Origin of the sequence: Tamlana sedimenti, assembly GCF_038148895.1 — a bacterium.
Lineage (GTDB): Bacteria > Bacteroidota > Bacteroidia > Flavobacteriales > Flavobacteriaceae > Tamlana.
Map to the genome: position 1 here is coordinate 462,396 of NZ_JBBVGQ010000001.1, position 24,002 is coordinate 486,397.

24 protein-coding genes are annotated in these 24,002 nt (G+C 34.4%); 8 read left to right on the top strand and 16 right to left on the bottom strand.

Annotated features, from left to right (window positions below; all coding sequences use genetic code 11):
• Position 1: 1 nt before the first annotated feature.
• Complete coding sequence (locus WJN01_RS02065; RefSeq protein ID WP_445195500.1) at positions 2–727, bottom strand: phosphoglycerol geranylgeranyltransferase; 726 nt, start codon at positions 725–727, stop codon at positions 2–4.
• On the bottom strand, positions 728–1,354 hold the full coding sequence (locus WJN01_RS02070) for a 4'-phosphopantetheinyl transferase family protein (RefSeq protein WP_445195501.1): 627 nt from the start codon (positions 1,352–1,354) through the stop codon (positions 728–730). It lies immediately after the preceding gene.
• 122 nt (positions 1,355–1,476) lie between these two features.
• Between WJN01_RS02070 and ahcY the strand changes: the two genes are divergently transcribed.
• The gene (gene ahcY, locus WJN01_RS02075; protein ID WP_445195502.1) at positions 1,477–2,793 is read left to right on the top strand and encodes an adenosylhomocysteinase; all 1,317 of its coding nucleotides are present in this window, start codon (positions 1,477–1,479) and stop codon (positions 2,791–2,793) included.
• Positions 2,794–2,862: 69 nt separating this feature from the next.
• Here ahcY and WJN01_RS02080 read toward each other — a convergent pair whose 3' ends face one another.
• Positions 2,863–3,321, bottom strand: coding sequence for a hypothetical protein (locus WJN01_RS02080; protein ID WP_445195503.1), 459 nt, complete (start codon positions 3,319–3,321; stop codon positions 2,863–2,865).
• Positions 3,322–3,379: 58 nt separating this feature from the next.
• On the opposite strand from WJN01_RS02080, the gene WJN01_RS02085 reads away from it, so the two are divergent.
• Positions 3,380–3,850 carry a very short patch repair endonuclease gene (locus tag WJN01_RS02085; protein WP_445195504.1) on the top strand — a complete coding sequence of 157 codons (471 nt, stop codon included), beginning with the start codon at positions 3,380–3,382 and terminating at the stop codon, positions 3,848–3,850.
• Between the two features lie 5 nt (positions 3,851–3,855).
• Here WJN01_RS02085 and WJN01_RS02090 read toward each other — a convergent pair whose 3' ends face one another.
• Entirely contained in the window at positions 3,856–4,128 is a 273-nt protein-coding gene (locus WJN01_RS02090; RefSeq protein WP_445195505.1) for a hypothetical protein, read from the bottom strand.
• A gap of 96 nt (positions 4,129–4,224) precedes the next feature.
• On the opposite strand from WJN01_RS02090, the gene WJN01_RS02095 reads away from it, so the two are divergent.
• Positions 4,225–4,698, top strand: a complete 474-nt coding sequence (locus tag WJN01_RS02095) for a DUF1569 domain-containing protein (RefSeq protein WP_445195506.1) — start codon at positions 4,225–4,227, stop codon at positions 4,696–4,698.
• A 52-nt stretch (positions 4,699–4,750) separates the two neighbouring features.
• Here the strand turns inward: WJN01_RS02095 and rpmA are convergent, their stop codons facing one another.
• The 3 genes from rpmA to WJN01_RS02110 all read right to left on the bottom strand — a co-directional run bounded on the left by rpmA (position 4,751) and on the right by WJN01_RS02110 (position 6,257).
• Positions 4,751–5,011 (bottom strand): 50S ribosomal protein L27, encoded by a 261-nt coding sequence (gene rpmA / locus WJN01_RS02100; RefSeq protein WP_370477681.1) that lies wholly within the window; start codon positions 5,009–5,011, stop codon positions 4,751–4,753.
• Between the two features lie 35 nt (positions 5,012–5,046).
• The gene (gene rplU / locus WJN01_RS02105; RefSeq protein ID WP_445195507.1) at positions 5,047–5,706 is read right to left on the bottom strand and encodes a 50S ribosomal protein L21; all 660 of its coding nucleotides are present in this window, start codon (positions 5,704–5,706) and stop codon (positions 5,047–5,049) included.
• Positions 5,707–5,810: 104 nt separating this feature from the next.
• Positions 5,811–6,257 (bottom strand): DUF4199 domain-containing protein, encoded by a 447-nt coding sequence (locus tag WJN01_RS02110; RefSeq protein WP_445195508.1) that lies wholly within the window; start codon positions 6,255–6,257, stop codon positions 5,811–5,813.
• Positions 6,258–6,385: 128 nt separating this feature from the next.
• Here WJN01_RS02110 and WJN01_RS02115 point away from each other — a divergent pair, with 128 nt between their 5' ends.
• Entirely contained in the window at positions 6,386–6,886 is a 501-nt protein-coding gene (locus tag WJN01_RS02115) for a heavy-metal-associated domain-containing protein (protein ID WP_445195509.1), read from the top strand.
• A gap of 48 nt (positions 6,887–6,934) precedes the next feature.
• Here WJN01_RS02115 and gldD read toward each other — a convergent pair whose 3' ends face one another.
• From gldD to mutY, 4 genes are all read right to left on the bottom strand, one after another.
• Positions 6,935–7,516, bottom strand: a complete 582-nt coding sequence (gene gldD, locus WJN01_RS02120; RefSeq protein ID WP_445195510.1) for a gliding motility lipoprotein GldD — start codon at positions 7,514–7,516, stop codon at positions 6,935–6,937.
• Positions 7,516–8,841, bottom strand: a complete 1,326-nt coding sequence (locus WJN01_RS02125; protein WP_445195511.1) for a gliding motility-associated protein GldE — start codon at positions 8,839–8,841, stop codon at positions 7,516–7,518. The genes gldD and WJN01_RS02125 overlap by 1 nt, the downstream gene beginning before the upstream one ends.
• A gap of 53 nt (positions 8,842–8,894) precedes the next feature.
• A complete protein-coding gene (locus WJN01_RS02130) occupies positions 8,895–9,347 on the bottom strand; it encodes a single-stranded DNA-binding protein (protein WP_445196286.1) in 453 nt (150 codons plus the stop codon).
• A gap of 189 nt (positions 9,348–9,536) precedes the next feature.
• Positions 9,537–10,577 carry an A/G-specific adenine glycosylase gene (mutY, locus tag WJN01_RS02135; protein WP_445195512.1) on the bottom strand — a complete coding sequence of 347 codons (1,041 nt, stop codon included), beginning with the start codon at positions 10,575–10,577 and terminating at the stop codon, positions 9,537–9,539.
• A 139-nt stretch (positions 10,578–10,716) separates the two neighbouring features.
• On the opposite strand from mutY, the gene WJN01_RS02140 reads away from it, so the two are divergent.
• The gene (locus tag WJN01_RS02140) at positions 10,717–11,007 is read left to right on the top strand and encodes an HU family DNA-binding protein (protein WP_019386001.1); all 291 of its coding nucleotides are present in this window, start codon (positions 10,717–10,719) and stop codon (positions 11,005–11,007) included.
• Between the two features lie 435 nt (positions 11,008–11,442).
• The gene (locus WJN01_RS02145) at positions 11,443–12,987 is read left to right on the top strand and encodes an Rne/Rng family ribonuclease (protein WP_445195513.1); all 1,545 of its coding nucleotides are present in this window, start codon (positions 11,443–11,445) and stop codon (positions 12,985–12,987) included.
• Positions 12,988–13,147: 160 nt separating this feature from the next.
• Here the strand turns inward: WJN01_RS02145 and WJN01_RS02150 are convergent, their stop codons facing one another.
• From WJN01_RS02150 to WJN01_RS02170, 5 genes are all read right to left on the bottom strand, one after another.
• A complete protein-coding gene (locus WJN01_RS02150; protein ID WP_445195514.1) occupies positions 13,148–15,031 on the bottom strand; it encodes a DUF3858 domain-containing protein in 1,884 nt (627 codons plus the stop codon).
• Between the two features lie 112 nt (positions 15,032–15,143).
• Complete coding sequence (locus WJN01_RS02155) at positions 15,144–16,970, bottom strand: transglutaminase-like domain-containing protein (protein WP_445195515.1); 1,827 nt, start codon at positions 16,968–16,970, stop codon at positions 15,144–15,146.
• 66 nt (positions 16,971–17,036) lie between these two features.
• Entirely contained in the window at positions 17,037–18,077 is a 1,041-nt protein-coding gene (locus tag WJN01_RS02160; protein ID WP_445195516.1) for an NADP(H)-dependent aldo-keto reductase, read from the bottom strand.
• A gap of 126 nt (positions 18,078–18,203) precedes the next feature.
• On the bottom strand, positions 18,204–19,160 hold the full coding sequence (locus WJN01_RS02165) for an OmpA family protein (RefSeq protein ID WP_445195517.1): 957 nt from the start codon (positions 19,158–19,160) through the stop codon (positions 18,204–18,206).
• Between the two features lie 25 nt (positions 19,161–19,185).
• Complete coding sequence (locus WJN01_RS02170) at positions 19,186–19,950, bottom strand: exodeoxyribonuclease III (protein ID WP_445195518.1); 765 nt, start codon at positions 19,948–19,950, stop codon at positions 19,186–19,188.
• 121 nt (positions 19,951–20,071) lie between these two features.
• On the opposite strand from WJN01_RS02170, the gene WJN01_RS02175 reads away from it, so the two are divergent.
• Together WJN01_RS02175 and WJN01_RS02180 are read left to right on the top strand one after the other, a co-directional pair.
• On the top strand, positions 20,072–23,494 hold the full coding sequence (locus tag WJN01_RS02175; protein WP_445195519.1) for a DUF8818 domain-containing protein: 3,423 nt from the start codon (positions 20,072–20,074) through the stop codon (positions 23,492–23,494).
• A 38-nt stretch (positions 23,495–23,532) separates the two neighbouring features.
• Positions 23,533–23,925, top strand: a complete 393-nt coding sequence (locus tag WJN01_RS02180) for a hypothetical protein (RefSeq protein ID WP_445195520.1) — start codon at positions 23,533–23,535, stop codon at positions 23,923–23,925.
• Positions 23,926–24,002: the final 77 nt, after the last annotated feature.

Sequence of the window (24,002 nt, forward strand, 5' to 3'; positions counted from 1 at the left end):
ATTATTTCAACAGTTCATCAAAAAAACGTTCATCTTCTTCAAAAGCCGTACCAATAACCACAATATCAGCTCCAGAACCATAGGCTTCCTCCAATTGTTTTGCGCTTTTGATACCACCACCAACTATGAGAGGAATATTTAATTCTTGCTTTACACCTTGAATAATTTCTGGAGTAATTGGATGCAAGGCACCACTTCCAGCTTCTAAATAAATAAGCTTCATACCCAACAATTCGCCAGCCTTTGCAGTATCAATTATATTTTGAACTTGGGTTCTTGGCATTGGTGTTGTTCCTGTTATACGCTGTACCGCCGTCTCTTTTCCGTTTTCAATAAGAATGTATCCTGTTGAAATTAATTCTAATTTAGTAGCCCTAATTTTTGATACGGATTGTACATGTTTTCCAATTAAATATTCAGGGTTTCGTCCTGAAATCAAACTTAAAAAGAGCAAAGCATCTGCCCTATCGGTAATTTGAGTTATGTCTCCCGGGAATATAATCACAGGCAAACTAGTGTGCATTTTTAATTCCTTGACTAGGGCATCTGTAGCATTGTCATCTACTGTACTTCCTCCTACTAAAATAAAGTTTGCCTTGGAGCAGTTTACTTTTTCAATAAAGCGTTCGGTATTTTCTAATATAAATTTATCTGGATCAATTAAAACAGCCAATAACTTTTCACCCTTTGCGGTGGCATTACATATATTATTATAAATTTCCCCCATTTAAGCAACAGCAAAGGCACAAGTAAAACCTTCAAATTCTAAGAATTGGATATTGAATCGATATTTCAAATCTTCATAATCAACCCAAGCTACAGTTTCATTTTCATTATCAGCAATCGGAATAACCAAACAATGCTTTTTAAAACTCAAACCTGGAGTAGCAAACAATTTATATAAAGATTCTTTAACACACCATATTACCGTTAGTTCTCCTTTATAATCCTCGGAATTTTCATTTAGATAGTCATTTTCATAGTCAATAAACTTATGGGCAATAATGGCAATTTTATCTCGCTGTTTCTCAATATCAATTCCTACAGCCAAATCACTAACTATGATTGCCGAAAAATTAAAAGAATGTGTTATGGAAATTTGCTTCCCATCCTTTAAATGAGGTTTACCGTTTTCATCATAAAACAAATCGGCATCTTCATAACCAAACTTCCGTAACAAACAGCGCACACTTAAAAATCCACGTTGGTGCATTTCACTTTTCATGGCCATCACGCGCTGTAAACTCTGCGGTTTTAAACTTACTGAATGCATTAAATCCTCAAAAGATTCTGTTATCTTCCAGATTTTAACAGTAGTTTGTGAATTTACATTAATGGTTTTATAAAGAGGCATTTAATATTCTAAAAGTTATTAGCTATCTTTGCACCTGCTAAATAATATTGGTGCTTTCAAATGGCGAATTTAACCTTTTTTAAGTGCTAAAACAACGTTTAGGTTTAAAACAAAAGATTGATATGAGTACAAAAACAATTCCATTCATAGCTCACAAAGTAAAAGATATTTCGCTTGCAGCTTGGGGCAGAAAAGAAATAGAGCTAGCTGAAGCCGAAATGCCAGGATTAATGAGCCTTCGTGAGGAGTTCAAAGTTGAACAACCTTTAAAAGGGGCCCGTATTGCAGGTTGTTTGCACATGACCATTCAAACAGCAGTTTTAATTGAAACCTTACAAGCTTTAGGCGCAGAAGTTACTTGGAGTTCATGCAACATTTTCTCAACCCAAGACCAAGCTGCTGCTGCAATTGCTGCTGCAGGGACTTCAGTTTACGCTTGGAAAGATATGACCGAAGAAGAATTTGATTGGTGTATTGAACAAACGCTTTTCTTTGGCGAAGAGCGCAAGCCACTTAACATGATTCTTGATGACGGAGGCGATTTAACCAATATGGTTTTAGATAAATATCCAGAATTGGCAGCAGGAATTAATGGTTTGTCTGAAGAAACCACTACTGGTGTTCACAGGCTTTACGAACGCGTGAAAAATGGAACTTTGCCTATGCCTGCTATTAACGTAAATGATTCTGTAACTAAATCAAAATTCGACAATAAATATGGCTGTCGCGAAAGTGCTGTTGATGCTATTCGTCGTGCAACAGATGTTATGCTTGCCGGAAAACGCGTAGTTGTTTGTGGGTATGGCGATGTTGGCAAAGGTACGGCTGCTTCTTTTAAAGGTGCTGGAAGTATTGTAACTGTAACAGAAATAGACCCAATTTGTGCTTTACAGGCCGCTATGGATGGTTTTGAAGTTAAGAAACTCGAAACCGTAATTGCAAATGCAGATATCGTAATTACAACCACTGGAAATAAGGATATTGTTAGGTCAGAGCATTTTAAGTCTATGAAAGATAAAACCATTGTTTGTAATATCGGACACTTTGACAATGAAATACAAATGGCTTGGTTAAATCAAAATTATGGCCATACCAAAAACACCATTAAACCTCAGGTTGACAAATATACCATTGACGGAAAAGATATTATAATTTTGGCTGAAGGCCGTTTGGTTAATTTAGGATGTGCTACTGGTCACCCAAGTTTTGTAATGAGTAACTCGTTTACAAACCAAACCTTAGCACAAATTGAACTTTGGAAAAATGCAAATGCTTACGAAAACCAAGTGTATATGCTACCGAAACATTTAGACGAAAAAGTGGCCAAATTACACTTAGAAAAAATAGGTGTTGAGCTTACCGAGCTTAAACCAGACCAAGCAAAATATATTGGTGTAGAGGTTGAAGGCCCTTTTAAACCAGAGCATTACAGATACTAGTTAGATTATTAGAATATTAGACTTTTAGATATTTAGAAACCCTTGCAGAAATGTGAGGGTTTTTGGTTGTTAATAACCAATCAATAATATCCCTTTTATAGGCAATTCCATTCTATTGCTAATGTATAAAGTTTCTAGAAAAGCATATATTTTAGAAAAGTCGTCAGAACCCCTATATTCATTGCGAACCGCAATAATCAAATATTCGACTTGAAACATCATACTCGCCTGAAATATATCCTTCAAAAATTGATTATTAGCTACCGCTCTCCCTGCTTCAACCTCAATAACAATTTTACCATCTGCACTAACAGCATCAGCATTAAAGCTTTTATCAATTTGATTATTGAGCCCAAATAATACTGGGACGTGTATTTTAGATTTTTTTGATTTGCCTTTTTCAACTTTAAAACCTATATTTTCAAGAGGTTTTCTCAAAAACTCGAGTACTTCATTACTACTAAATGTAAAAATACTAGAGGATATTTTGTTATCGCAATTAACAAAGCAGTCAATAACATCTTGCATTTGTTTAGTTATGCCTTGCGAACGTGGAAAAAATTGAAAACGAATCATACTTTAATAAATGTCCTACGAAGATAATAAAATAAAAGTCCCAAGATTTAATGAGGAATCTGGTTTTTATACCACCCAAAAGCGCTCAAAAATAATGAGCAAAATTAAGGGTAAAAACACAAAACCAGAATTACAGTTTAGGAAGGCTCTTTGGAAAAGAGGAGTGCGTTATAGGGTTGATTCAAAAAAACTTCCGGGAAAACCTGATGTGTCCATTAAAAAATACAAACTGGCCATTTTTATTGATGGTGAGTTTTGGCATGGCTATAATTGGGACGAACGAAAAAAAACCATAAAAAGCAACCGTCGGTTTTGGGTTCCTAAAATAGAGCGCAATATGCAACGTGACGCCGAAGTTAACCTGCAACTAAAAGAAATGGGTTATACCGTTTTTCGGTTCTGGGAACACGAAATAAAAAAGGATTTAGAGAAATGCCTTAACGATATTTTGGTTTTTATATCTGTTGGCTACAACAATTAATTTACTTATTCGTCAACTAAATCTTCTTCAAAATACCACCAAAGACTGGAGTCAATAGACTGTTTCATTTTATTAATATCTACATCTTCCTTCAAAAAAACAGTAATGTTTTCATCAGATCGATTTTGCTCAACACTTTCCCTTATTTCAATAGACTCAATATCGTTAAAATGCTCCAAATGCTTTTTTATACGCTCGTCCAAAGACTCGTCACTCAAAAAAATCTTGATGGTAGGTTGCGTTGGGGAGTTTCTGATTTCTGATCTAAAGGGTAGCATATCTATATAATTTTTAGGGTAAAACAATATATTGATTACAAATGCAAGTCTCTAAAGTTAATCATTTAATTTATATCTTTTAAACAAATTTTGAACATGAGCAACAAACAAATAGCCATTTTGAACAATCTATTAAATGAAATCGAGCATAACGTTCCGAATAAAGAAATGAGCAATAGCAAGGTTTCAAAAGTTAATGTAGGTTGGCAGCTTGACCATTCTTTAAAAGTAATAAATGGCGTTTGTACCATTTTATTAAAAACCAAGCACGAAAAGTATAAACGAGATTTTAATTTTTGGCGCTTGATTTTATTTCCATTTGGTTATATCCCAAGGGGGAAAGCCAAAGCCCCTAAAATTGTTCAACCTGATGGCCATATTTCAGTTGAGGATTTGCATTCTCAATTGGAAATAGCAAGAAAACATCTTGATAAAATAAGTCCACTTCCCAAAAAGTCCTATTTCATCCATCATATTTTTGGTACACTTTCAAAAAGGCAAACACTTCGGTTTTTAGAAATCCACACCAAACACCATTTAAAAATTGTAAACGATATTTTAAAGAAATAAAAAAACCTTTCCATTTCTGAAAAGGTTTTTTTTAATTTTAGAATGATACTTCTTAAGCCTCAAATGGTTCTATTGAAACATAAGATTTGTTATCTTTTTTCTTAGTAAACCTTACAATACCATCAACCTGTGCGTGTAAAGTATGGTCTTTTGAAGAATACACGTTTTCACCTGGGTGGTGTGTATTTCCTCTTTGTCTTACGATAATGTTTCCAGCAACAGCAGCTTGTCCACCAAAAATCTTAACGCCCAAACGTTTTGATTCTGATTCTCTACCGTTTTTCGAACTTCCGACTCCTTTTTTATGTGCCATTGTCTTAAGTTTTTATATTGTTAATAATGACGAAATTATTTTTCTACTCCGCCGTCTAATCTATCTTGTAATTCTTTTAGCTCATCCCATTTACCCTCAGCAGCTAAAGCAGCTTGCTTTGGCCAAGTATCAGTAACGATATGAGATAATCTTGCGCTAGCTTCAGAAAGGATTTTGCTTAATTCTCCTGAAGTGGCAGCAGCAACTTTTGCAAAAGTATCCAGACCTGCATTTACTAAAGCTTCTGCTGCTTTAGGCCCTGCTCCTTCAATTTTCTTTAAGTCATCAGCTTTACTTGAAGCTTTTGCAGCAACTGGTTTAGCTTCAACCTTTGCCTCTACCTTCTTTTCTTCTTTCTTAGCTGGAGCAGCTTTTTTGGCTCCTGAAGCTACAATACTTTCGATTATAATTTCAGAAAGTGATTGACGGTGGCCATTTTTTACACGGTAACCTTTACGTCTTTTCTTTTTGAAAACTATAACTTTATCACCTTTTAGGTGCTTTAAGACTTTTGCTCCTACTTGAGCTCCGTCTATAGCTGGGGCGCCTACAGTTACATTGTTACCATCGCCAATTAAAAGAACGTTATCGAAAGAAACTTTCTTACCTTCTTCTTCTTGTAAACGGTGAACAAACACTTTTTGGTCTTTTACAACTTTAAATTGTTGCCCTGCTATCTCTACAATTGCGTACATAGCGTAACGTTTTTATTAATAATTAATTTTGAAAACCACCTCAGTTTGCCTAAGGCGGGTGCAAATATACTGCTAATTAATTAATCTGCAAACGTTTTAAAATGTTATTGATGAATATTTCCTGTTTTTTTGAAGAGCTGCATAACAGTTAATGTGGCCACCACGGTTGTGGCAAAACCCATTACGGCTACTATAAAAGTAACCATACCTATATCTGCATCAAAACCACCTTTAATGGTATGAAGTAATTCTGTTAAAAAAGCACTATTAACCTCTGTGGCATAAGTAAGAAAGAAAAAAGTAAAAACTATGGTTGCGACACCCCCAGTTATTAAACCTGTTTTAAACCCTTCGCCATATGAAAAACCTGTTAGGTCTTCAAGTTTTTTAAACCTTACCGCCTCATAAATTCCAAAACCCGTAATTAAAGCATTGAAAAAACTAAACGCCGGATTTGTATGTTTACCAACCAAGGCCAAAACCAAAAAATAAGCTATTAAAACGGCACTGGTAACTAAACCAAAACGTATTGGAAGGGATATATTTTTCATAATTTTTTGAAATTAATTCACTTAAATTTCGGAAAAAATCTTGAAAAAAAATAATTTCATTCTTACTTTTCACAATAAATAGCCTTATTTAGTAGTTTTGTATCATAATCTTTAAAAAGACATTCTCAATGAAATCAATAAAATATTTTTTGTTTCTAGCTGCATTTTCAACATTTGTTTTTAGTTGTAAAAACGACGTGAAACCAGAAGTGAAAACCGTTGAAGTTGCTGCTGATGCCGTTAAGGAAATTGACCCCAATGCAACATATGCCATGGCAGAATTTACTATTGACGGAATGACCTGCGCCATTGGTTGCGCTGCCACCATTCAAAAGAAAATATCTGGAATGGAAGGCGTTAAAACTGCTACTGTAGACTTTGACAAAAAACTAGCTATGGTAGAATACGATGAAGCCAAAGTAACGCCTATATCATTAACTGAGGCCGTTGCCCAGGTATCTGATGTGTACAAAGTGAGCGACATGAAAACAGTTGATGCGTTTTCTAATGCCAAGGCCTGTTCAGCTGATTGCAAAAAAGCGTGCTGTGCAAACAAAACAGAGGAAGAGAAAACCGCTTGTGCCAAAGATTGCAAAAAAGCTTGTTGCAGTAAAAAGGAAGCAGCTTAAAAACAAAGCCATAACATTTAAATAAAGGTTCTCATTTGAGAGCCTTTTTTATTTCCACTTAAGGGTTTCCATGAGGTGTTTTATGTCTTTTTGCAGATAGTTTGAAGCTGGCAAAATGGAATCGTAATTAGGTTTAGCGTAAAAATAAAGTGATCCAGTTAAAAAGTGGTTAATACTATCTGTAACATAAAATTGTGCTGGTGATGCCACATCCCCCTTTACTTCGGCAAAAGCTCCATAAACTTTTCGTTCTTTATTTTCATAGGGCGTTACAGGAATCTCATCGGCTTTTATGGTATGCTTTTGGGTAAAGTTTTGGGCGTCCCTTAAAAAATCCCAAAGGTTCTTCTCGTTATTTTCAATAGCCTTGTATGTTAAAAAGATGGTGCCCTTCATGCTTGGATACTCCAAGTTTATACCATAACTTTCGGTTGGAGCATCTACTTTTTTCATTTTGATATTTTCCGCCAAAGCATTAGCCTCTAAGGTAAATGGCAAATTTAAATTTGCGTCTGTGTATTTGGCTTCAGGGTAATCCAATCTTAACTGCGCCTTGGGTTTGGGCACGTAATCTTCACCACAAGAAAAACTAATCAAAGTAAACCATAAAAATACCAAGTTTTTCACCATTACTTTATTGTGAATTTTACAAGTTTAATGCGTTTTTTGTCCATAGCCTCAATAGTAAAAACGTAGTTTTCAAAATTTATTTTACTATTTAGTTTAGGAAAGCTTCCTGAAATTTCCAATACAAAACCAGCTACGGTCTCCGCTTCACCTTTGCTGGCTTCAAAAACACTATCATCTTCCAACTTAATGATTTTGTAAAAATCCTTTAGCGCAGTCTTACCTTCAAAAACATAATTATTTTCATCAAGTTTTGAATAGGTTAAATCTTCGTCATCAAACTCATCGCTAATATCACCAACAATTTCCTCTATAATATCTTCCAAAGAGATCAATCCTGACGTTCCACCGTATTCATCAACCACAACAGCCAAGTGCACCTTCTTTTCTTGAAATTCGGCCATTAAGTCATCCAGTTTTTTATTCTCTGGCACAAAGAAAGGCTCACGAATTAAAGTTGTCCAATCAAACTGTTTTCTATCTATATAAGGAAGCAAATCCTTCACATAAAGAACCCCTACAATGGTATCGATATTGTCTTTATAAATGGGGATTCTTGAATAGCCATTTTCGACAATTTCCGGCATGATTTCCAAGTATTTTTGATCAATACTCAAAGCAAAAATGTCTATTCGAGGGCGCATAACCTGCTTAGTATCCGTATTTCCGAAGGACACAATACCTTGTAAAATTTTATGTTCTTCCTTTGTGGTGTCTTCCTCGCTGGTCAATTCCAATGCCTGTGAAAGCTGATCCACACTTATCCCTGATTTTTGTTTGCCTAATTTATTATGTATGGCCAACGTAACACCGCGCATTGGTAAACTTATGGGCGACAAAACCACATCCAACACTCGCAAAGGATACGCCATAAATGTGGCAAATTTTAAATTGTTACGGCTAGCATAAATTTTCGGAAGAATTTCACCAAAAAGTAAGATTAAAAATGTAACGAGAACAACTTCAAGAAGAAACTTCAAACTTATTTCAACAAGGTATAAATTGAAGGTTAACACAATGTCTTTAAATATAATTTCTCCAATAAAAGCAAACAAAATTACAATGGCAATATTTATAAAATTATTGGACACCAAAATAGTGGCCAACAACTTTTTTGGCCGCTCAAGCAACCTTGCTATAATTTCAATGCGTTTGGAATTTTGTTGTAAACCTTCCTTTATTTGCTCTATATTGAGTGAGAACAGAGCAACCTCTGCACCAGAAATAAGGGCAGAGCATATTAAAAGCAAAAACAACAAAGCAAAACTAATAACAACCGAAAAATCGGTTGTTGTTAAGGTTATAAAACTCGCGGGGTCAGGATCCAACTACTAGTGCTTTAGTTAAACATAATTTTCTCGATACAACCTCGAGTGCATTTTTAAAATGGTAGATCATCATTTTCATCTTCAATAGGTCCACTGCCCATTTGTTGGCTTTCAATGGGCTTTTGAGCAGAATGCATATTTGATGCAGCAGCATTACTTTCACTTTCTTTTTTGGTAGTGAGAAAGGTAAAATCCGTACATTGAATTTCGGTTGAATATCTATCATTTCCACTATCATCTTGCCATTTTCGTGTTTTCAAACGGCCTTCAATATAAACTTTATCACCTTTACTTAAATACTTTTCACAAATCTCTGCCCCTTTGTTTCTTACAACAATATTATGCCATTCTGTGCTGGTAATTCGCTCGTTGGTCTGCTTATTTGTATAGGTTTCATTGGTTGCTAGAGGAAAACGACCTACACAGCCGCCACCCTCAAAATAGTGCATTTTCACTTCATCACCTAAATGACCAATAAGCATAACTTTATTTAATGTTCCAGACATAATCTTGTTTTTCAGGAGGACAAAATTAAAGAAATATTTCTTCATTTCTTTAATTTTTGGATTCCCGTTTTCACGGGAATGACAATTCTCAATGTTACTCGACTTGCGTCGAGAATTTTTTTTCAAATAACCATTTGTCCCTCATTTTTTTAAAATTAATAAAAAAATATGATTGGCATTAATTCTGCATCAAAAATTAAATGAGTCAATAAAATTTCCGATTAAAATAGGCACCGCATAATTATGTATTTCTTGAATTGAAATACCTTTTACAGTAAGTTTTTCAACATTAACAATCCAAAACTTAGTATGTAAATGTTGATGCGATAATTTGTGCACTATTGCCTCATTATTATATGGTGTGAACTCAAAATTTTTACCATTTATCAATTCGTGGTTTTCAACAATTATTTTAAAAGATTCAACATCAACATCCTTATTGGTTTCCACCAATGGGAACTGATACAAATTTTGCCAAATGCCCTTACCTTTTCTTTTTTGCAAAATCGTCTTTCCATCTTCTGAAATAAAAACCAAAAAATTGAAATGCTTCTTTTTTGCCTTGGCCGATTTGATTTTTACAGGTAAATCATTAATCATTTTATTATTGAACGCCATACAACTATCACTAAATGGACAAACCGAGCAATCTGGATTTTTAGGTTTGCATTGAGTGGCGCCAAATTCCATGATAGCTTGATTAAATTCGGCTGGATTATTTTTATCTATTAGCTCTTGAGCCAAAGCTTTGAACTCTTTTGCCCCTTTGGTAGAATTAATGGGGGTTTCAATACCAAAATAACGCGACAAAACCCTGTAGACATTTCCATCAACTACCGCGGCTGTTTCATTAAAGCAAATAGATGCAATGGCACTGGCGGTATAATCGCCAACTCCCTTTAACTTCAACAAATCTTTGTAGTTGTTTGGGAACTCTCCATTTAACTCATTCGTAATGTGTTTTGCTGTAGCATGTAAATTCCTGGCCCTTGAATAATACCCTAAACCTTGCCATAATTTTAATACGTTTTCTTCATCGGCTGTGGCCAATTCAAAAACGGTTGGGTATTTTGCTAAAAACGACTCATAATATGGTAAGCCCTGAGCCACTTGGGTTTGCTGTAAAATAATTTCAGACAACCAAATGTGATAAGGCTCTTTGGTTTTTCGCCAAGGTAAACTTCTCTTATTATTTGAATACCAATTAGTTAAGGTTTTCGAAAATTTCATGAATCGAGTAAATACTGAAAACAAAAATAAACCTTTATAATCTTAAATTTTAATTAATTAGGTTTGAAATATTGAATATTTAATTCCTATATTTGCATCCCTTTTAGAATTAATAGTAACCAAAAAATATATTTTTAAAATGACGAAGGCTGATTTAGTAGCAAAAATTTCTGAGAAGTTAGGAATTGAAAAAGGTGATGTTCAAGCAACTGTTGAAACATTCATGGAAGAAGTAAAAACTTCTTTAGAAAGTGGTGATAATGTTTACCTAAGAGGTTTTGGAAGCTTCATCATCAAAACTAGAGCTGAAAAAACTGGTAGAAACATCTCTAAAAACACAACAATAAAAATACCAGCTCACAACATTCCTGCATTTAAGCCTGCAAAAGTTTTTGTAGAAGGCGTTAAAACAAATGTAGACGTTAAATAAAAAACCAATGCTGAACTTGTTTCAGTACAAAACGAATTATTAATTTAAAAGACACTATTTATGCCAAGTGGTAAAAAACGTAAAAGACATAAGGTAGCGACGCATAAACGTAAAAAACGTAGACGCGCTAACCGTCACAAAAAGAAAAAATAATTCAAAAAAGTAGTTAGGTTAGCTACTTTTTTTGATTTAAAAAACAACAAGTTCTTTGAAATGAGTTCATTAATTTTTTTACACCTTTTGGGTGCTTTTGAACTCCACGGATTAAAATCCTGTGATAAAAAATAATGTATAATCCATCTATACAGTTAAGTCGTTAGCTGTTTGCTGTTAGCCGTTGGTTGTAATTTTTAAGTAAATTCCTTAATACCTTTACGACTTACGACTTTCAACTTTACAACTTTACAACTAGATGTATGGATAAAAATTAACACAATGGATAAAGAATTGATCATTCGATCTAGTTCCGACAATGTTGATTTTGCCTTATTAAAAGATGGAAAACTTATTGAATTACAAAAAGATGAAGATAGTAACAACTTCTCTGTTGGTGATGTGTTTATAGCCAAAATAAGAAAAGCTGTTCCTGGACTAAATGCCGCATTTGTAAATGTAGGCTATGAGAAAGATGCATTTTTGCACTATCATGATTTAGGGCCAAAACTACCTTCACTTTTAAAGTTCACAAAGCGTGTAAGCACAGGTAAACTAAAAGATTTTTCTTTAAAAAACTTCCCATTTGAAAAAGATATTGAGAAGGATGGCAAAATTGCCGACGTCTTAAAATCTAATCAGTCGCTATTGGTACAAATCGTAAAAGAACCAATATCAACCAAAGGCCCAAGGATAAGCAGTGAGCTATCCATTGCTGGCCGGTATATTGTTTTAGTACCTTTTTCCAATCGCATTTCTATTTCACAAAAAATAGAAGACCGCGAAGAGAAAGACCGATTAAAACGTTTGGTTAAGAGCATTACTCCACCAGGTTTTGGTGTGATAGTGCGTACCGTAGCACAAGGCAGAAAAGTAGCTGAACTAGATAGAGATTTACAAAATTTGCTTAGTCGATGGACGGCAATGTGTAAAAAGCTACACAAAGCGCATCATCCAACCAAGGTATTAGGAGAAATGAATAAAGCCTCGTCAATTTTACGAGACATATTCAACGATACCTTTACCGGAATAACGGTTGACGATGAGGAGCTTTACATTCAAATTAAAGATTATTTGCAAGAAATTGCACCAAAAAAAGAATCAATAGTTAAATTGTATCAGTCCAATGTCCCAATTTTTGAAAAATTCGGAATTGAAAGACAAATAAAAACTTCGTTTGGAAAAACCGTTTCTATGGCAAAAGGTGCCTATTTAGTAATAGAACATACCGAAGCCCTGCATGTTATAGATGTAAATAGCGGCAACCGATCCAACAAAGCTAACAATCAAGAGGATACAGCATTAGAGGTTAATTTAATAGCCGCTACAGAAATGGCTCGCCAATTGCGTTTGCGCGATATGGGCGGAATAATTGTGGTGGATTTTATTGATATGACCAATGCAGAAAACAGGCAGAAGCTCTTTAATCACCTTCGCGAAGAAATGAAGGATGACAGAGCAAAACACAAAATATTGCCACCAAGTAAATTTGGTTTGATACAAATAACAAGGCAACGCGTTCGCCCAGAGATGAACATTAAAACCCGTGAGGAAAACCCTAACGGCGTAAATGGCACTGAAATTGAAGCACCAATTGGGGTGGTTCAAAAAATAAACCACGACCTTGAAAAACTATTTAAAAAAGACTATAAAAAGCTGACTTTAAACACACATCCTTTTATAGCAGCCTTTTTAACAAAAGGTTTTCCATCTGTGCGTTCTAAATGGTTTTTAGAACACAAAAAATGGGTTAAAGTTTTACCAAGAGATGCTTACACATACTTAGAATATCACTTTTTTGATAAAGATGGTAATCAAGTTAAATAATTAAAAACCCGCAAACTTAAAAAGTTGCGGGTTTTTTTTATTCTCAAAGTTTAAGTAATGTTCGCAGAAACTTTAAAGCCAAAGACAGGGCTGAATATTTCTCTCGTATACTTGTACGTATTAAGAGTTTCTCCTCTCCAACAAAAACGATAGTAAATTATTAATTATCCAGCTTCAAAATAAATCGTTTGTTTTTAATTTCTTTTAGAAACTTATTTAATTCCTTCAATTGACCATATTTATCTTTTGGTATGACATCTTTGGTAATTTTGTAATTGGATTGTATTATTAATTGATTACCGCCTATTCCTATTTTCGCTTCGAAAAAATACTCTCCAAAATCATTTCTAAACTCTACTGCATTATTATCATTATTCAATAAATCAATTTTGCATGGAAAATTAAGTATTATAGAAAAGTAATCAGTATACCCATAATCCAGGTAGTAATTTAAATCTACCGTATCTGTTTCACTTTCAACCTGAATATGTTGAACTAAATTTTCCAGAGATATACTTAGCGTATGCTCATTTAGAAAATCTATACCTTTTTTTAATTTTCCTTCAGAATTAATTGTGTAATTAAATGGTTGTATAGTTTGCAAATGTCTTGTAGTTACTGAGTCTAACTGAAAAGAAGAATCATTACCCTCAAATTCAGCTAGCGCATCATAAAAATCACTTACATCCTTATTTTTACTTAGAAAATCGAAAAACTGTCTTAAATCTGTTGACAAACCGCCTCCAACAGAAAATCTATTTTTGAACAAAACTTTCTTTTCTTCAAGATTTACGTCACAATAATAAAGTTGTCTCAAACAATTAAGTTCATTGCTCATTCCAGGTAATTTTACTTTATGGACCGCAACTGAATCTACTTCGGCCAATTTCAAATCATAATTAATAAATCTATCTCTTTTTTTTACTTTCTCTGATAAATAAGGTTTTACCATAACAGCCTCTGTATCATAAATAGATGTTGGTATTTCGTTTATCTGAAATTTATAATATTCATCATTAGGATATAAAAGATTCAAACCTCCTCGACCATTATCATATGCAAAAAAAACATGATCGTATTCACCCATTCTAATATAAAATGGATCTATGCTACCGGAACGCTTACTCCTGGCAAATACAGCTGAATAATCAATTTCTAAATCCTCCAATAATTGTCTGTACAATCTCCTGATGCTTAAAGGGTCAAAATATTGATTTTTAAGAAAATACCCGCTAGATTTGATTAACTCATCGTAATTGGCAGGCTGCATTTGAAAATTGTCCTGAATATCTTTATGCAGCAGTTCAAACTTGAAATATTTTGTGCTGTCTTTTGCTTCTCCAATTACCATTCTTTTCCATTTTCTGTAGTATGATGATTTTTCGTAATCCAATAAAATAGGTTGAGTTACTGCATTAAATTGTTGGTTGTACACATCTTTCCATGTTGTAATTTTGCTATCCGGTTTTTCTAAAGAATAATACAAATATGGCAACTCACAAAGTGCACACATGTTCTTGTTCTCAGACAACGCCTTAATCTTTTCCATTTTAAAAACACAATAAACCAAAGAGTCATTTGATATTACTTTAGGCTCTGGAAAACTATTATATTGCTTATATCTGACCAAGAGATTGGGGTCCGACTTAACTGTGTATTCAGTATTTAAACTTGGGATATCAGAATACAGATTAACAAAATCCATCATTTCATACTTTTTCAGGTTTTCTGAATATGTATAGAAAGTATAAATAGTATCTCTAGGTTCAACTCCTGGAATAGGATAACTAATTGCTGCAAATTTATTACCATTATCCTCTTTCTTAAAAATCAAACTTGAGTCTAACTCAATAATATTTCCATTAGATTTTAATGTTTTAATCTTAATTTCTTTAAGACTATTACTTATGGACTTCGTTAAATTTAAAAATGCATACTTATCTACACCAGCTGAATTATTTACAACAAGTTTATTAGTAATAGTAACAAATCTTTTATACTGGAACCAAGACTGAGCGTATGTAACATCAGTATATGAATACAATAAATACGCGTCTGACTTCTTGCAATATTGGAGAAATTCGCTGTCTGGAATACTATCATTCGCGAACAAAAAATTGCTAAACATCAAAAAAAGAAATAAAAGATAGTATTTATTAGCTTTTGCTCTCAAAAATAATAGGCTCATTGGTTAATTCATTAAATGATTTTAAAATCTCATTAGTAACATCCAAATTCTTCTTGTCAATAGAAATATAGTCAAAGTTAAACTCATAATCACATTCGATAACGAATTCAGAAACGCTTGAAATACCAAAAGATAGCGAGACTCCTTCTTCAGTGTAATTGTGGTGAATAGATTCAAATGTTTGGTGAGATTCATCCATATTAATTTTCAGCTTAACTTTCTTTTTAAAAGGACTACCTAGATTAGTTCCCTCAAGCAAAGTTTCTCTGTCAACGGTTTCAATTAACTTAGGCAAAAAATCAATAAACAAAAATCTTCTTAAACCATCTTTGAATATTTTATTTTTGACCGACAACACACCATCGACCTCTATTAAATTATCCTGATTGAACAATTCAAAATTGGAAATTGACTGATTATCAAATACCAATTCATAATGTTTCTCAACCACATCATTTATTTCATCTTTAGTAAGATGTAACAATCCTCGTCTCAAAAAATTTCCAGAGATACCATTATAAACTACCTCAAAATCTCCCTTCATAAATCCATGACTGGAATCAGCTTCTAACTCAATTTTATAATCAATTAAATTTTGTTCTGAAGTATAACTTGGTGCTTCATAAAATTCCCCTCCACTATTATTGACAATTAACAGTGATCTTTTTTGCAAACTTTGAACTGGAACCCTTGGTTTATGAATGGGATCAGTCGGATCTAACAAAATTGGTTCAGCCCCTAAATAAGCTAAACATATTACATGATTAGCAGAACTAAGTGATGGAAAATCACAATTACTTATATGATTATCTGTTGCAGCTAAGGCAATGTCGCTTCTTATTCCCTTGTAATTTAAAGCCTCCGAAAGAAAATTTGACAAATCTTTACAATCACCTTCCTTATTTTTAAATACCTCATTTACATGTGTTGGAATAAAAGCTCCCATTCCTATTTCTATAGCGACATATTTAAAATTGTTCTTAACATAGTTATACAGTATATCAATTATTCTAACTGGTTCGATAATCCCATCTGTTAATTCATCTATTTTATTGATTGCGGATGAATTAAGTCCTCTTCTCGTCTTTGCCTTTTCGAGATACCATTTGTTCATGTATTCTTTTCCTCTGTTATAATCATTAGGAAAAATCAAGGTTCTCATCATCGGTGCTTTGATGTCTTTATAAATTCCAAAGAACATCAAAGGGTCTGGGGCAACTTTCAAAGGTATAGCATCAACTTTCCATTTGGTTAAACTGCCTGATTTAATTGAATCAATATTTATATGACTTAATGAATCAGTATTAATCGTGTCATATTCAAATTTAAATGTGTTGGGGATATTTATTTGATATTTTAACGTATCAACAACATCATTAGAAAAAAAGTGAAGACCCGAAAAATACATGAGCTCACTGCACTTTATTTTATATTCAATCTTTGCCTCAATCCCAGAGGGAATCATTATTGATTTCACTTTTTTACTTGTGATATAGTCTAGCTGAACATTTTCTTCAAAAACTTGGTATTCCTTTAAGATCTTGAACTTTTTACCTTTTTTTGCATATAATTGAACATCCGATATCTTCTCAAGTTCTGTATCATAAAAGATTGGATACATAATCATTTCGTTACTTTTTTTTAACAAAACACTTATGTGTCTTTCAAACGAAGAGTCTTTATGAATTAAAATATTTTCATATTTGGTTTGAATAGAAATACTTTGAGACGAGGCAATTTGGCAGAAAAAAACACATAGAGTAAAAAGTATTACTTTATAAAAACCGTTCTTCATACATTAACTTACATTGTTTGTACTAATATAATTAAAGAATGAGTTTAAAAATAATTTCTTACAAAATTAAGTTGCAGGATTAGGAATTTCCGCATGCACCCCTTCAATTTCTTTTAGCACCTCATCGCTTAAAGTGATGTTTATAGAATCAATATTTTCCTTTAGCTGTTCCAAAGTAGTGGCACCGATAATATTACTGGTTACAAACGGCTGCTGATTAACAAAAGCTAAACTCATTTGTGCCAAGGTCATATTATGCTTTTCTGCTATTCTCAAATAACGCTTTGTAGCTTCGGTACATTGCTCACTACTGTATCTGGAAAATCTTGGGAATAAATTTAACCTTGAATTGTCAGCCGCAATTCCTTTTATATATTTTCCAGAAAGCACTCCGAATGCCAAGGGCGAATAAGCCAATAGGCCCAGCTCTTCGCGAATGGAAATTTCAGCCATATCGCCTTCAAAAATCCTGTTAATCAAAGAATAAGCATTCTGAATGGTTTTCATTCTTGGTAAATTATGGGTTTTTGATTCTTCTAAAAACCGCATGGCACCCCATGCTTTTTCATTGGAAACCCCAATATGCCTGATTTTGCCTGCTTTAATCTGTATGTCCATTTTATGGAGCACCTCATTAAAATTATCCTCCCACTCATCATTTTCATTATGCTTATAATCGCGCTGTCCAAAAGTATTGGTATCACGTTCAGGCCAATGTATTTGATACAGATCGATATAATCTGTTTGCAAGCGCATAAGTTCAGCATTAACCGCCTCTTCAATGGAATTGTCTTGAAGGCCATTAGTCCTAATGTGTGCCGTGTAGCTGCCAGGTCGCCCGATGATTTTGCTTGCCAACACAACTTTATCACGGTTTTTTGTTTTTTTAAACCAAGTACCGATAATTTCACTTGTTCGCCCTTGGGTTTCAGGATTAGCTGGCACAGGGTACATTTCGGCGGTATCAATAAAATTGATTCCTTGTTCTAGAGCATAATCTAATTGTTGATGACCTTCACTTTCGGTGTTTTGCCTGCCCCAGGTCATAGTGCCCAAACATATTTTACTTACTTTAACATCTGTTTTTGGAAGTGTTGTGTATTTCATTTTAGATTGCTAAACCTTTTAGATTTTTAGAAAGTTTAAAGATAAAAAAACCTTTCAGTTGTATAAAAATGAAAGGTTTAAAATGCGATTTACTTTTATAATTGAAGTCGTTTAACCTAAGAGCAACTATTCATTCAGCAACCTAGAAAGTTCATCCAGCTTAGGTGTTAAAATAACCTCTATACGTCTGTTTTTTGCCCTGTCTTCTGGTGTATGATTGGATGCTACCGGTGCATATTCACCACGACCAGCGGCGGTTAAGTTTTCAGGATTAATATTGTTGTTTTCACGTAAAATGTTGACAATAGCCGTGGCGCGTTTGGTAGACAAATCCCAGTTGGTGGTCAATGGCCCATTTCCCGAATACGGCACATTATCGGTATGGCCTTCAATCAAAACGGCAATATCTGGATTATCTCCCAAAACACTGCCCAATTGCTGTACAGCCCTTCTTCCTTCCGTACCAACTGCCCAACTTCCCGAATTGAACAACAATTTGTTTTCCATAGACACGTAAACCTTTCCATCGCGCTGCTCTACGGTCAATCCTTTACCTTCAAAATCTGTCAATGCTCTGGAGATAGCGTCCTTTAAGGCAGTCATAGCAGCATCTTTATCAGCAATTACTTTTTCAAGTTCAGCAACTCGGTTTGAGCGGTCTTCCAATTCGCGTTTTAGTTTTTCCAATCTGGCATTTTCAGCTGCCAAGGCTTGTTCCTTTGCTTCCAACTGAGCCAAAAGCTCTCTGTTCTTTTGAGAATTTTCAGCAATAGCTTTAGAACTGTTTTGCTCTAAAGCATCATAAGACGACTTTAAATTATCAAGACTGGCTTTGGTGGCATTGTATTCGCCTTCCAATTTATCGCGTTGGGCAATGGCTTCGTCGTATGCCGATTTTAACTGCTTTAATTCATTTTCGGCGGCCGTTTTAGCATTTAAAAGCGCTTGGTTTTCTTTGGAAAGTTTTCTGTTTTCCGATTTTAAATCGGCATATTTAGCTTCTAAATCCTTATACACTTTTGGTGATACACACGAAGTAATCACAACTAAAGCAAGTACTGCGAATAGGCTCTTTTTTATCATTTGTTTGGGTTTGTTTGTTTTATAATTAGTCTTCTATTTCAAGCAGGATAGGACAATGGTCGCTGTGTACTGCATCTGAAAGTATAACGGCTCTTTTTATATTTTCTTGTAGGGGCTGCGAAACCATGGCATAATCCAATCGCCAACCTTTATTGTTTGCACGGGCATTGGCACGGTAGCTCCACCAGCTATATTCTTGTTTTTCTGGGTGAATAAATCTGAAAGAATCAATAAACCCGCTATCAATAAAATTTCCAATCCATTCGCGCTCCACGGGTAAAAAACCAGAAACTTTACTCAATCCTTTCGGGTTGTGGATGTCAATTTCTTCATGGCAAATATTATAATCACCACAAATAATTAAATTGGGAATTTCTTTTTTTAGCTGATTGATGTAGTCTTGAAACATATCCATGTATTCAAATTTGTGGTCTAATCGGGCATCATTGGTTCCAGATGGCAAGTACAAACTCATCACTGAAAACCCATCAAAATCTGCCCGAAGATTTCGACCTTCGGAATCCATTGAATCAATTCCCGTGCCATACTCCACATAGTTGGGCTCTATTTTACTTAAAATAGCCACACCGCTATACCCTTTCTTTTGGGCACTAAACCAGTATTGGTATTTGTAACCGGCATCTTCAAAAAGATTTAAATCCAACTGTTCTTTAAGCGCCTTTATTTCCTGTAAACAAATGACGTCTGGGTTTGCCGCTTTTAGCCAATCTATAAAACCTTTATTTATTGCCGCACGAATGCCATTTACGTTATATGATATGATTTTCATCTAGTTGATAAGAATTTCAGCTAAAATAAATAATACGCTACTTTTACACTATTAAATACAACAGGAGTTTTAACGAAGCTATTAACAAAATATTTTAGGCGATTTACAGTTTAAGTATCTGATGAAGCACTGCACCTATATTCTAGCGTTGTTATTTGGTTTATGCGGGTTTTCGCAAAATCAAAATCCAAACTATAGAACAAAAAAGGCTGCGGTAAAAGATAGCATTCAAATTGATAGCGTGAGTATCAATCCGAGTTCGTTTTCTATTCTAAAACTTGACCAAACCGCAATCGACACTTCATATTATTCAGTTGATTTCCCCAAAGCTATTTTAACCTTTAAAAAGCCCATTGAAACAGATTCAATCATCATCAACTATTTAAAGTTTCCTGAGTTTTTAACCAAAACTTACAAGCAATTGGATGAAAGTATTATTGTTGAAAGCAGCAGTGACGACCAACCTTTGTACAAATTTTCGCAATCCAATGTCTCTAGAAACTTTATTCCTTTTGATGGCCTAACAACTTCGGGAAGTATTTCTCGAGGTGTTACGGTTGGAAACAATCAAAATTCAGTTTTAAACAGCGAACTCGACCTTCAAATAATCGGAAAATTAAATGAGAAGGTGTCTTTGCGTGCCTCGATTCAGGATGCCAATATCCCGTTACAGGAAAACGGTTACAGTCAACGTTTGGATGAATTTGACCAAGTCTTTATTGAACTTTTAAGTGACCGTTGGAATGTTCGTGCTGGTGATATCGATTTGCAAAACAACACCTCCTATTTTGGAAATTTTTCAAAACGTGTACAGGGTTTAAATTTCAATTTGAACCTTGGCGAGGAAGAAACCCAAACCAATTTATTTGCCGCTGGTGCTTTGGTTAGAGGTCAGTTTACAACCAGCCAATTTATAGCGCAAGAAGGCAATCAAGGGCCTTATAAATTGCAGGGTCAAAATGGCGAATTGTTTGTGCTTATTGTTTCTGGCAGCGAAACCGTTTATGTAAATGGCGTCCCTGTAAAACGAGGCGAAGACCAAGATTATATTATAGACTACAACGCTGGTGAAATTATTTTCAACTCCACCTTTCCTATTACTTCCGAAATGCGCATTACAGTTGATTATCAATTTAGCGACCGAAACTATTCGCGTTTTGTGGCCTATGGTGGTGGAAATTTTGAAAGCGAAAAACTAAAAATTGGTGTTTTGGTATATTCTGAAAACGATGCCAAAAATCAACCTTTACAACAAAACCTTTCTGAAGAACAAGCACAAATTTTGGCTACGGCTGGTGATGACCGTTCACAAATGGTAGCCCCTTCAGAAATTAAGGAGAACTTGAACGACAATAGAATTTTGTACAAAAAAGAGCTGATAAATGGGGTTGAAGCCTTTGTATTTTCCAACAACCCCGATGACGAACTGTATCGGGTCACTTTTTCATTAGTGGGCGAAAATCAGGGCGATTATGTTTTAAGTAATTCCAACGCTATTAATAATATTTATGAATATGCAGGGCCAAATCAAGGTAATTACGCCCCTGTTGTTCAACTTATTGCCCCAACCAAATTGCAATTGGCAGTGGTAAACGGAAGTTATATGCCTTCAGAAAAAACCAATATAAATTTTGAATTTGCAGGAAGTAAAAATGACTTGAACCTATTTTCAAATCTTGATGATGGCAACAATGATGGCTTCGCTGGAAAACTAACGGCCAATCAAACCTTGGTGAAAAAAGATACGTTATGGCAGTTGGATGCTTTTTTTGACAGCGATTACATCACCAAGGATTTTAGAAATGTCCAAGGACTTTATAACCCTGAATTTAACCGCGATTGGAATTTAGACCAAAATAATATTAACGGCATTGGCTTTAATTTAGGAAACCAAGTTTTAATGCATTCCGGTTTAAAATGGCTGCATCAGCAAAAAGGATACATTAATTATCAATTTGAACACCTTGGCTTTTCGGATGGTTTTAATGGAAACCGCCACATTATAAATGCCAACTTAACCTTAAATAAATTAAATATTTCGTCCTTTTCAAGTTTCTTAAGCGCAAATTCCAATTTAAACACCTCATCATTTTTTAGAAGCTACAACCGATTAGCCTATAGCATGAACAAAAGTTGGATTGGAACAAAATTATCTATTGAAGACAACGAGCAACGCGAAACTGCAACTCAAATATTGACACCTTTAAGCCAGAAATTCAAATCGTATGAAGTGTTCTTTGGTGTTGGAGATAGCGCCAAGGTTTTTGCAGAAATTGGCTATAAAAACCGTGTGAACGATAGCATCCGGAACAACGAACTGCAAAAAGTAAATACTTCCAACACTTTTTATTTAGATTCAAAACTGGTTCAAAACAAAAACACCAACCTATCGCTTTATGCCAATTACAGGACTTTAAAAATTGAGGATGAGTCTATTGCAGATGAAAAATCGATAAATTCCAGGTTACAGTTTAGCCAAAAACTTTTCAAGCAAATCGTACAATGGAATACCATTTTTGAAACCAATTCGGGCACATTACCCCAACAAGATTTTACCTATGTTGAAGTTGAAGCCGGACAAGGCGCGTATACTTGGAACGATTACAACAACAATGGCGTTCAAGAATTGGAAGAATTTGAAATTGCCCAATTTCAGGACCAAGGGAAATATATTCGGGTGTTATTACCAAATCGGGTTTTTATAAAAACCCATCAAAATAGGTTGAGCCAAACCCTAACAATTAATCCTGCGCAATGGTCGGTTTCCGAAAAAAAATCAGAACTTTTTTGGTCTCATTTTTACAACCAAACCAGTTATTTAATTGATAGAAAAACTAAACGCGATGGAGAAAGTTTCAATTTAAATCCATTTAACACCAATAAAAATGACCAGTTGGGGCTACAGCTTAATTTTAGAAATGTATTGTTTTTTAACCGAGGAAAACAACACTACACTACCTCTTACACCTACCTAAAGAATACCACAAGAAGTGTTCTGTCTGTTGGGTTTATTGAAAACAGTTTAAAAAGCCATCAAGTAAATTTTAACCATAAAATTGCTAAAAGTTGGTTGATTAATTTGCTTTCTTCCTTCGACAACAATGAAAGTATTAGCGAAAACTTCACCAGTAAAAATTATAATTTTGATGAAACGAGGCTAAACCCAAAGCTATCCTATTTGTTCAACGACAATTCCAGTTTTGATATGTTCTACCAATACGCCAGTAAAAACAATACCATTGGTAATATGGAGTCGTTAAAACAGCAGAAATACGGTATATCTTTCAGCTTTGCGAGCAGTCAAAAAAGTGCCATTAATGGTGAATTAAACTATATCTCAAACACTTATAACGGCAATGCCAACACACCTGTTGCCTATCAAATATTGGAAGGTTTGCAACCTGGAAAGAACTTCACGTGGACATTATTGGCACAAAAAAAGCTGACCGATTTTCTGGATTTAAACCTGAGTTATTTCGGCAGAAAATCTGAAAACAGCAAAACCATTCATACAGGGTCGGTGCAGCTAAAAGCTTATTTTTAACAATTTATAATCATTATTTTTCGTAATATTGTCTCGGTATGAGCAAATTAGTGGCATTATTTTACTCACTTTTGATTCTTGTGCAAAGTATCAATATTAACATTGAAGACCTTTCTAAATTCAGTGTTTTAATAGAGCATGCCCAATTTCATCAAGAAATGTACGGCGATACTTTTTTTGAGTTTCTATCTGAACACTACGGAGAAAAAAAGGACTCCCACCCAAACGACCATAAAGAGCACGAAGACTTGCCGTTTAAAAATCACCAGCACATGTTTTGTCATGTAAATAGTGTTTTTATTCTAGTTCCTGAACTGACTTACCAATTGAACACTAACTCTTTTCAGGATATTCCCCGAAACTTTTTCTACAAGGAAACAACTTCTTTTTTCGAAAAACCTTCTGTTTTTCAGCCACCTAAGTTAGCATAATTTATTTCAGAATAATTTTAAACTATTCAAAAATAGCTCTTTGAATAGCTTTTATTAATCATTCATCAAAATGAATT

Excerpts from the sequence above, each read along its gene's own strand:
- WJN01_RS02070 (WP_445195501.1), bottom strand. The coding sequence starts at position 1,354 with ATGCCTCTTTATAAAACCATTAATGTAAATTCACAAACTACTGTTAAA.
- WJN01_RS02160 (WP_445195516.1), bottom strand. The coding sequence starts at position 18,077 with ATGAAATACACAACACTTCCAAAAACAGATGTTAAAGTAAGTAAAATA.
- WJN01_RS02065 (WP_445195500.1), bottom strand. The coding sequence starts at position 727 with ATGGGGGAAATTTATAATAATATATGTAATGCCACCGCAAAGGGTGAA.
- ahcY (WP_445195502.1), top strand. The coding sequence starts at position 1,477 with ATGAGTACAAAAACAATTCCATTCATAGCTCACAAAGTAAAAGATATT.
- WJN01_RS02130 (WP_445196286.1), bottom strand. The coding sequence starts at position 9,347 with ATGTCTGGAACATTAAATAAAGTTATGCTTATTGGTCATTTAGGTGAT.
- WJN01_RS02140 (WP_019386001.1), top strand. The coding sequence starts at position 10,717 with ATGACGAAGGCTGATTTAGTAGCAAAAATTTCTGAGAAGTTAGGAATT.
- WJN01_RS02095 (WP_445195506.1), top strand. The coding sequence starts at position 4,225 with ATGAGCAACAAACAAATAGCCATTTTGAACAATCTATTAAATGAAATC.
- WJN01_RS02175 (WP_445195519.1), top strand. The coding sequence starts at position 20,072 with ATGAAGCACTGCACCTATATTCTAGCGTTGTTATTTGGTTTATGCGGG.
- rpmA (WP_370477681.1), bottom strand. The coding sequence starts at position 5,011 with ATGGCACATAAAAAAGGAGTCGGAAGTTCGAAAAACGGTAGAGAATCA.
- mutY (WP_445195512.1), bottom strand. The coding sequence starts at position 10,577 with ATGAAATTTTCGAAAACCTTAACTAATTGGTATTCAAATAATAAGAGA.
- WJN01_RS02080 (WP_445195503.1), bottom strand. The coding sequence starts at position 3,321 with ATGCAAGATGTTATTGACTGCTTTGTTAATTGCGATAACAAAATATCC.
- WJN01_RS02090 (WP_445195505.1), bottom strand. The coding sequence starts at position 4,128 with ATGCTACCCTTTAGATCAGAAATCAGAAACTCCCCAACGCAACCTACC.
- rplU (WP_445195507.1), bottom strand. The coding sequence starts at position 5,706 with ATGTACGCAATTGTAGAGATAGCAGGGCAACAATTTAAAGTTGTAAAA.
- WJN01_RS02180 (WP_445195520.1), top strand. The coding sequence starts at position 23,533 with ATGAGCAAATTAGTGGCATTATTTTACTCACTTTTGATTCTTGTGCAA.
- WJN01_RS02165 (WP_445195517.1), bottom strand. The coding sequence starts at position 19,160 with ATGATAAAAAAGAGCCTATTCGCAGTACTTGCTTTAGTTGTGATTACT.
- WJN01_RS02085 (WP_445195504.1), top strand. The coding sequence starts at position 3,380 with ATGTCCTACGAAGATAATAAAATAAAAGTCCCAAGATTTAATGAGGAA.
- WJN01_RS02145 (WP_445195513.1), top strand. The coding sequence starts at position 11,443 with ATGGATAAAGAATTGATCATTCGATCTAGTTCCGACAATGTTGATTTT.
- gldD (WP_445195510.1), bottom strand. The coding sequence starts at position 7,516 with ATGGTGAAAAACTTGGTATTTTTATGGTTTACTTTGATTAGTTTTTCT.
- WJN01_RS02115 (WP_445195509.1), top strand. The coding sequence starts at position 6,386 with ATGAAATCAATAAAATATTTTTTGTTTCTAGCTGCATTTTCAACATTT.
- WJN01_RS02155 (WP_445195515.1), bottom strand. The coding sequence starts at position 16,970 with ATGAAGAACGGTTTTTATAAAGTAATACTTTTTACTCTATGTGTTTTT.
- WJN01_RS02110 (WP_445195508.1), bottom strand. The coding sequence starts at position 6,257 with ATGAAAAATATATCCCTTCCAATACGTTTTGGTTTAGTTACCAGTGCC.
- WJN01_RS02170 (WP_445195518.1), bottom strand. The coding sequence starts at position 19,950 with ATGAAAATCATATCATATAACGTAAATGGCATTCGTGCGGCAATAAAT.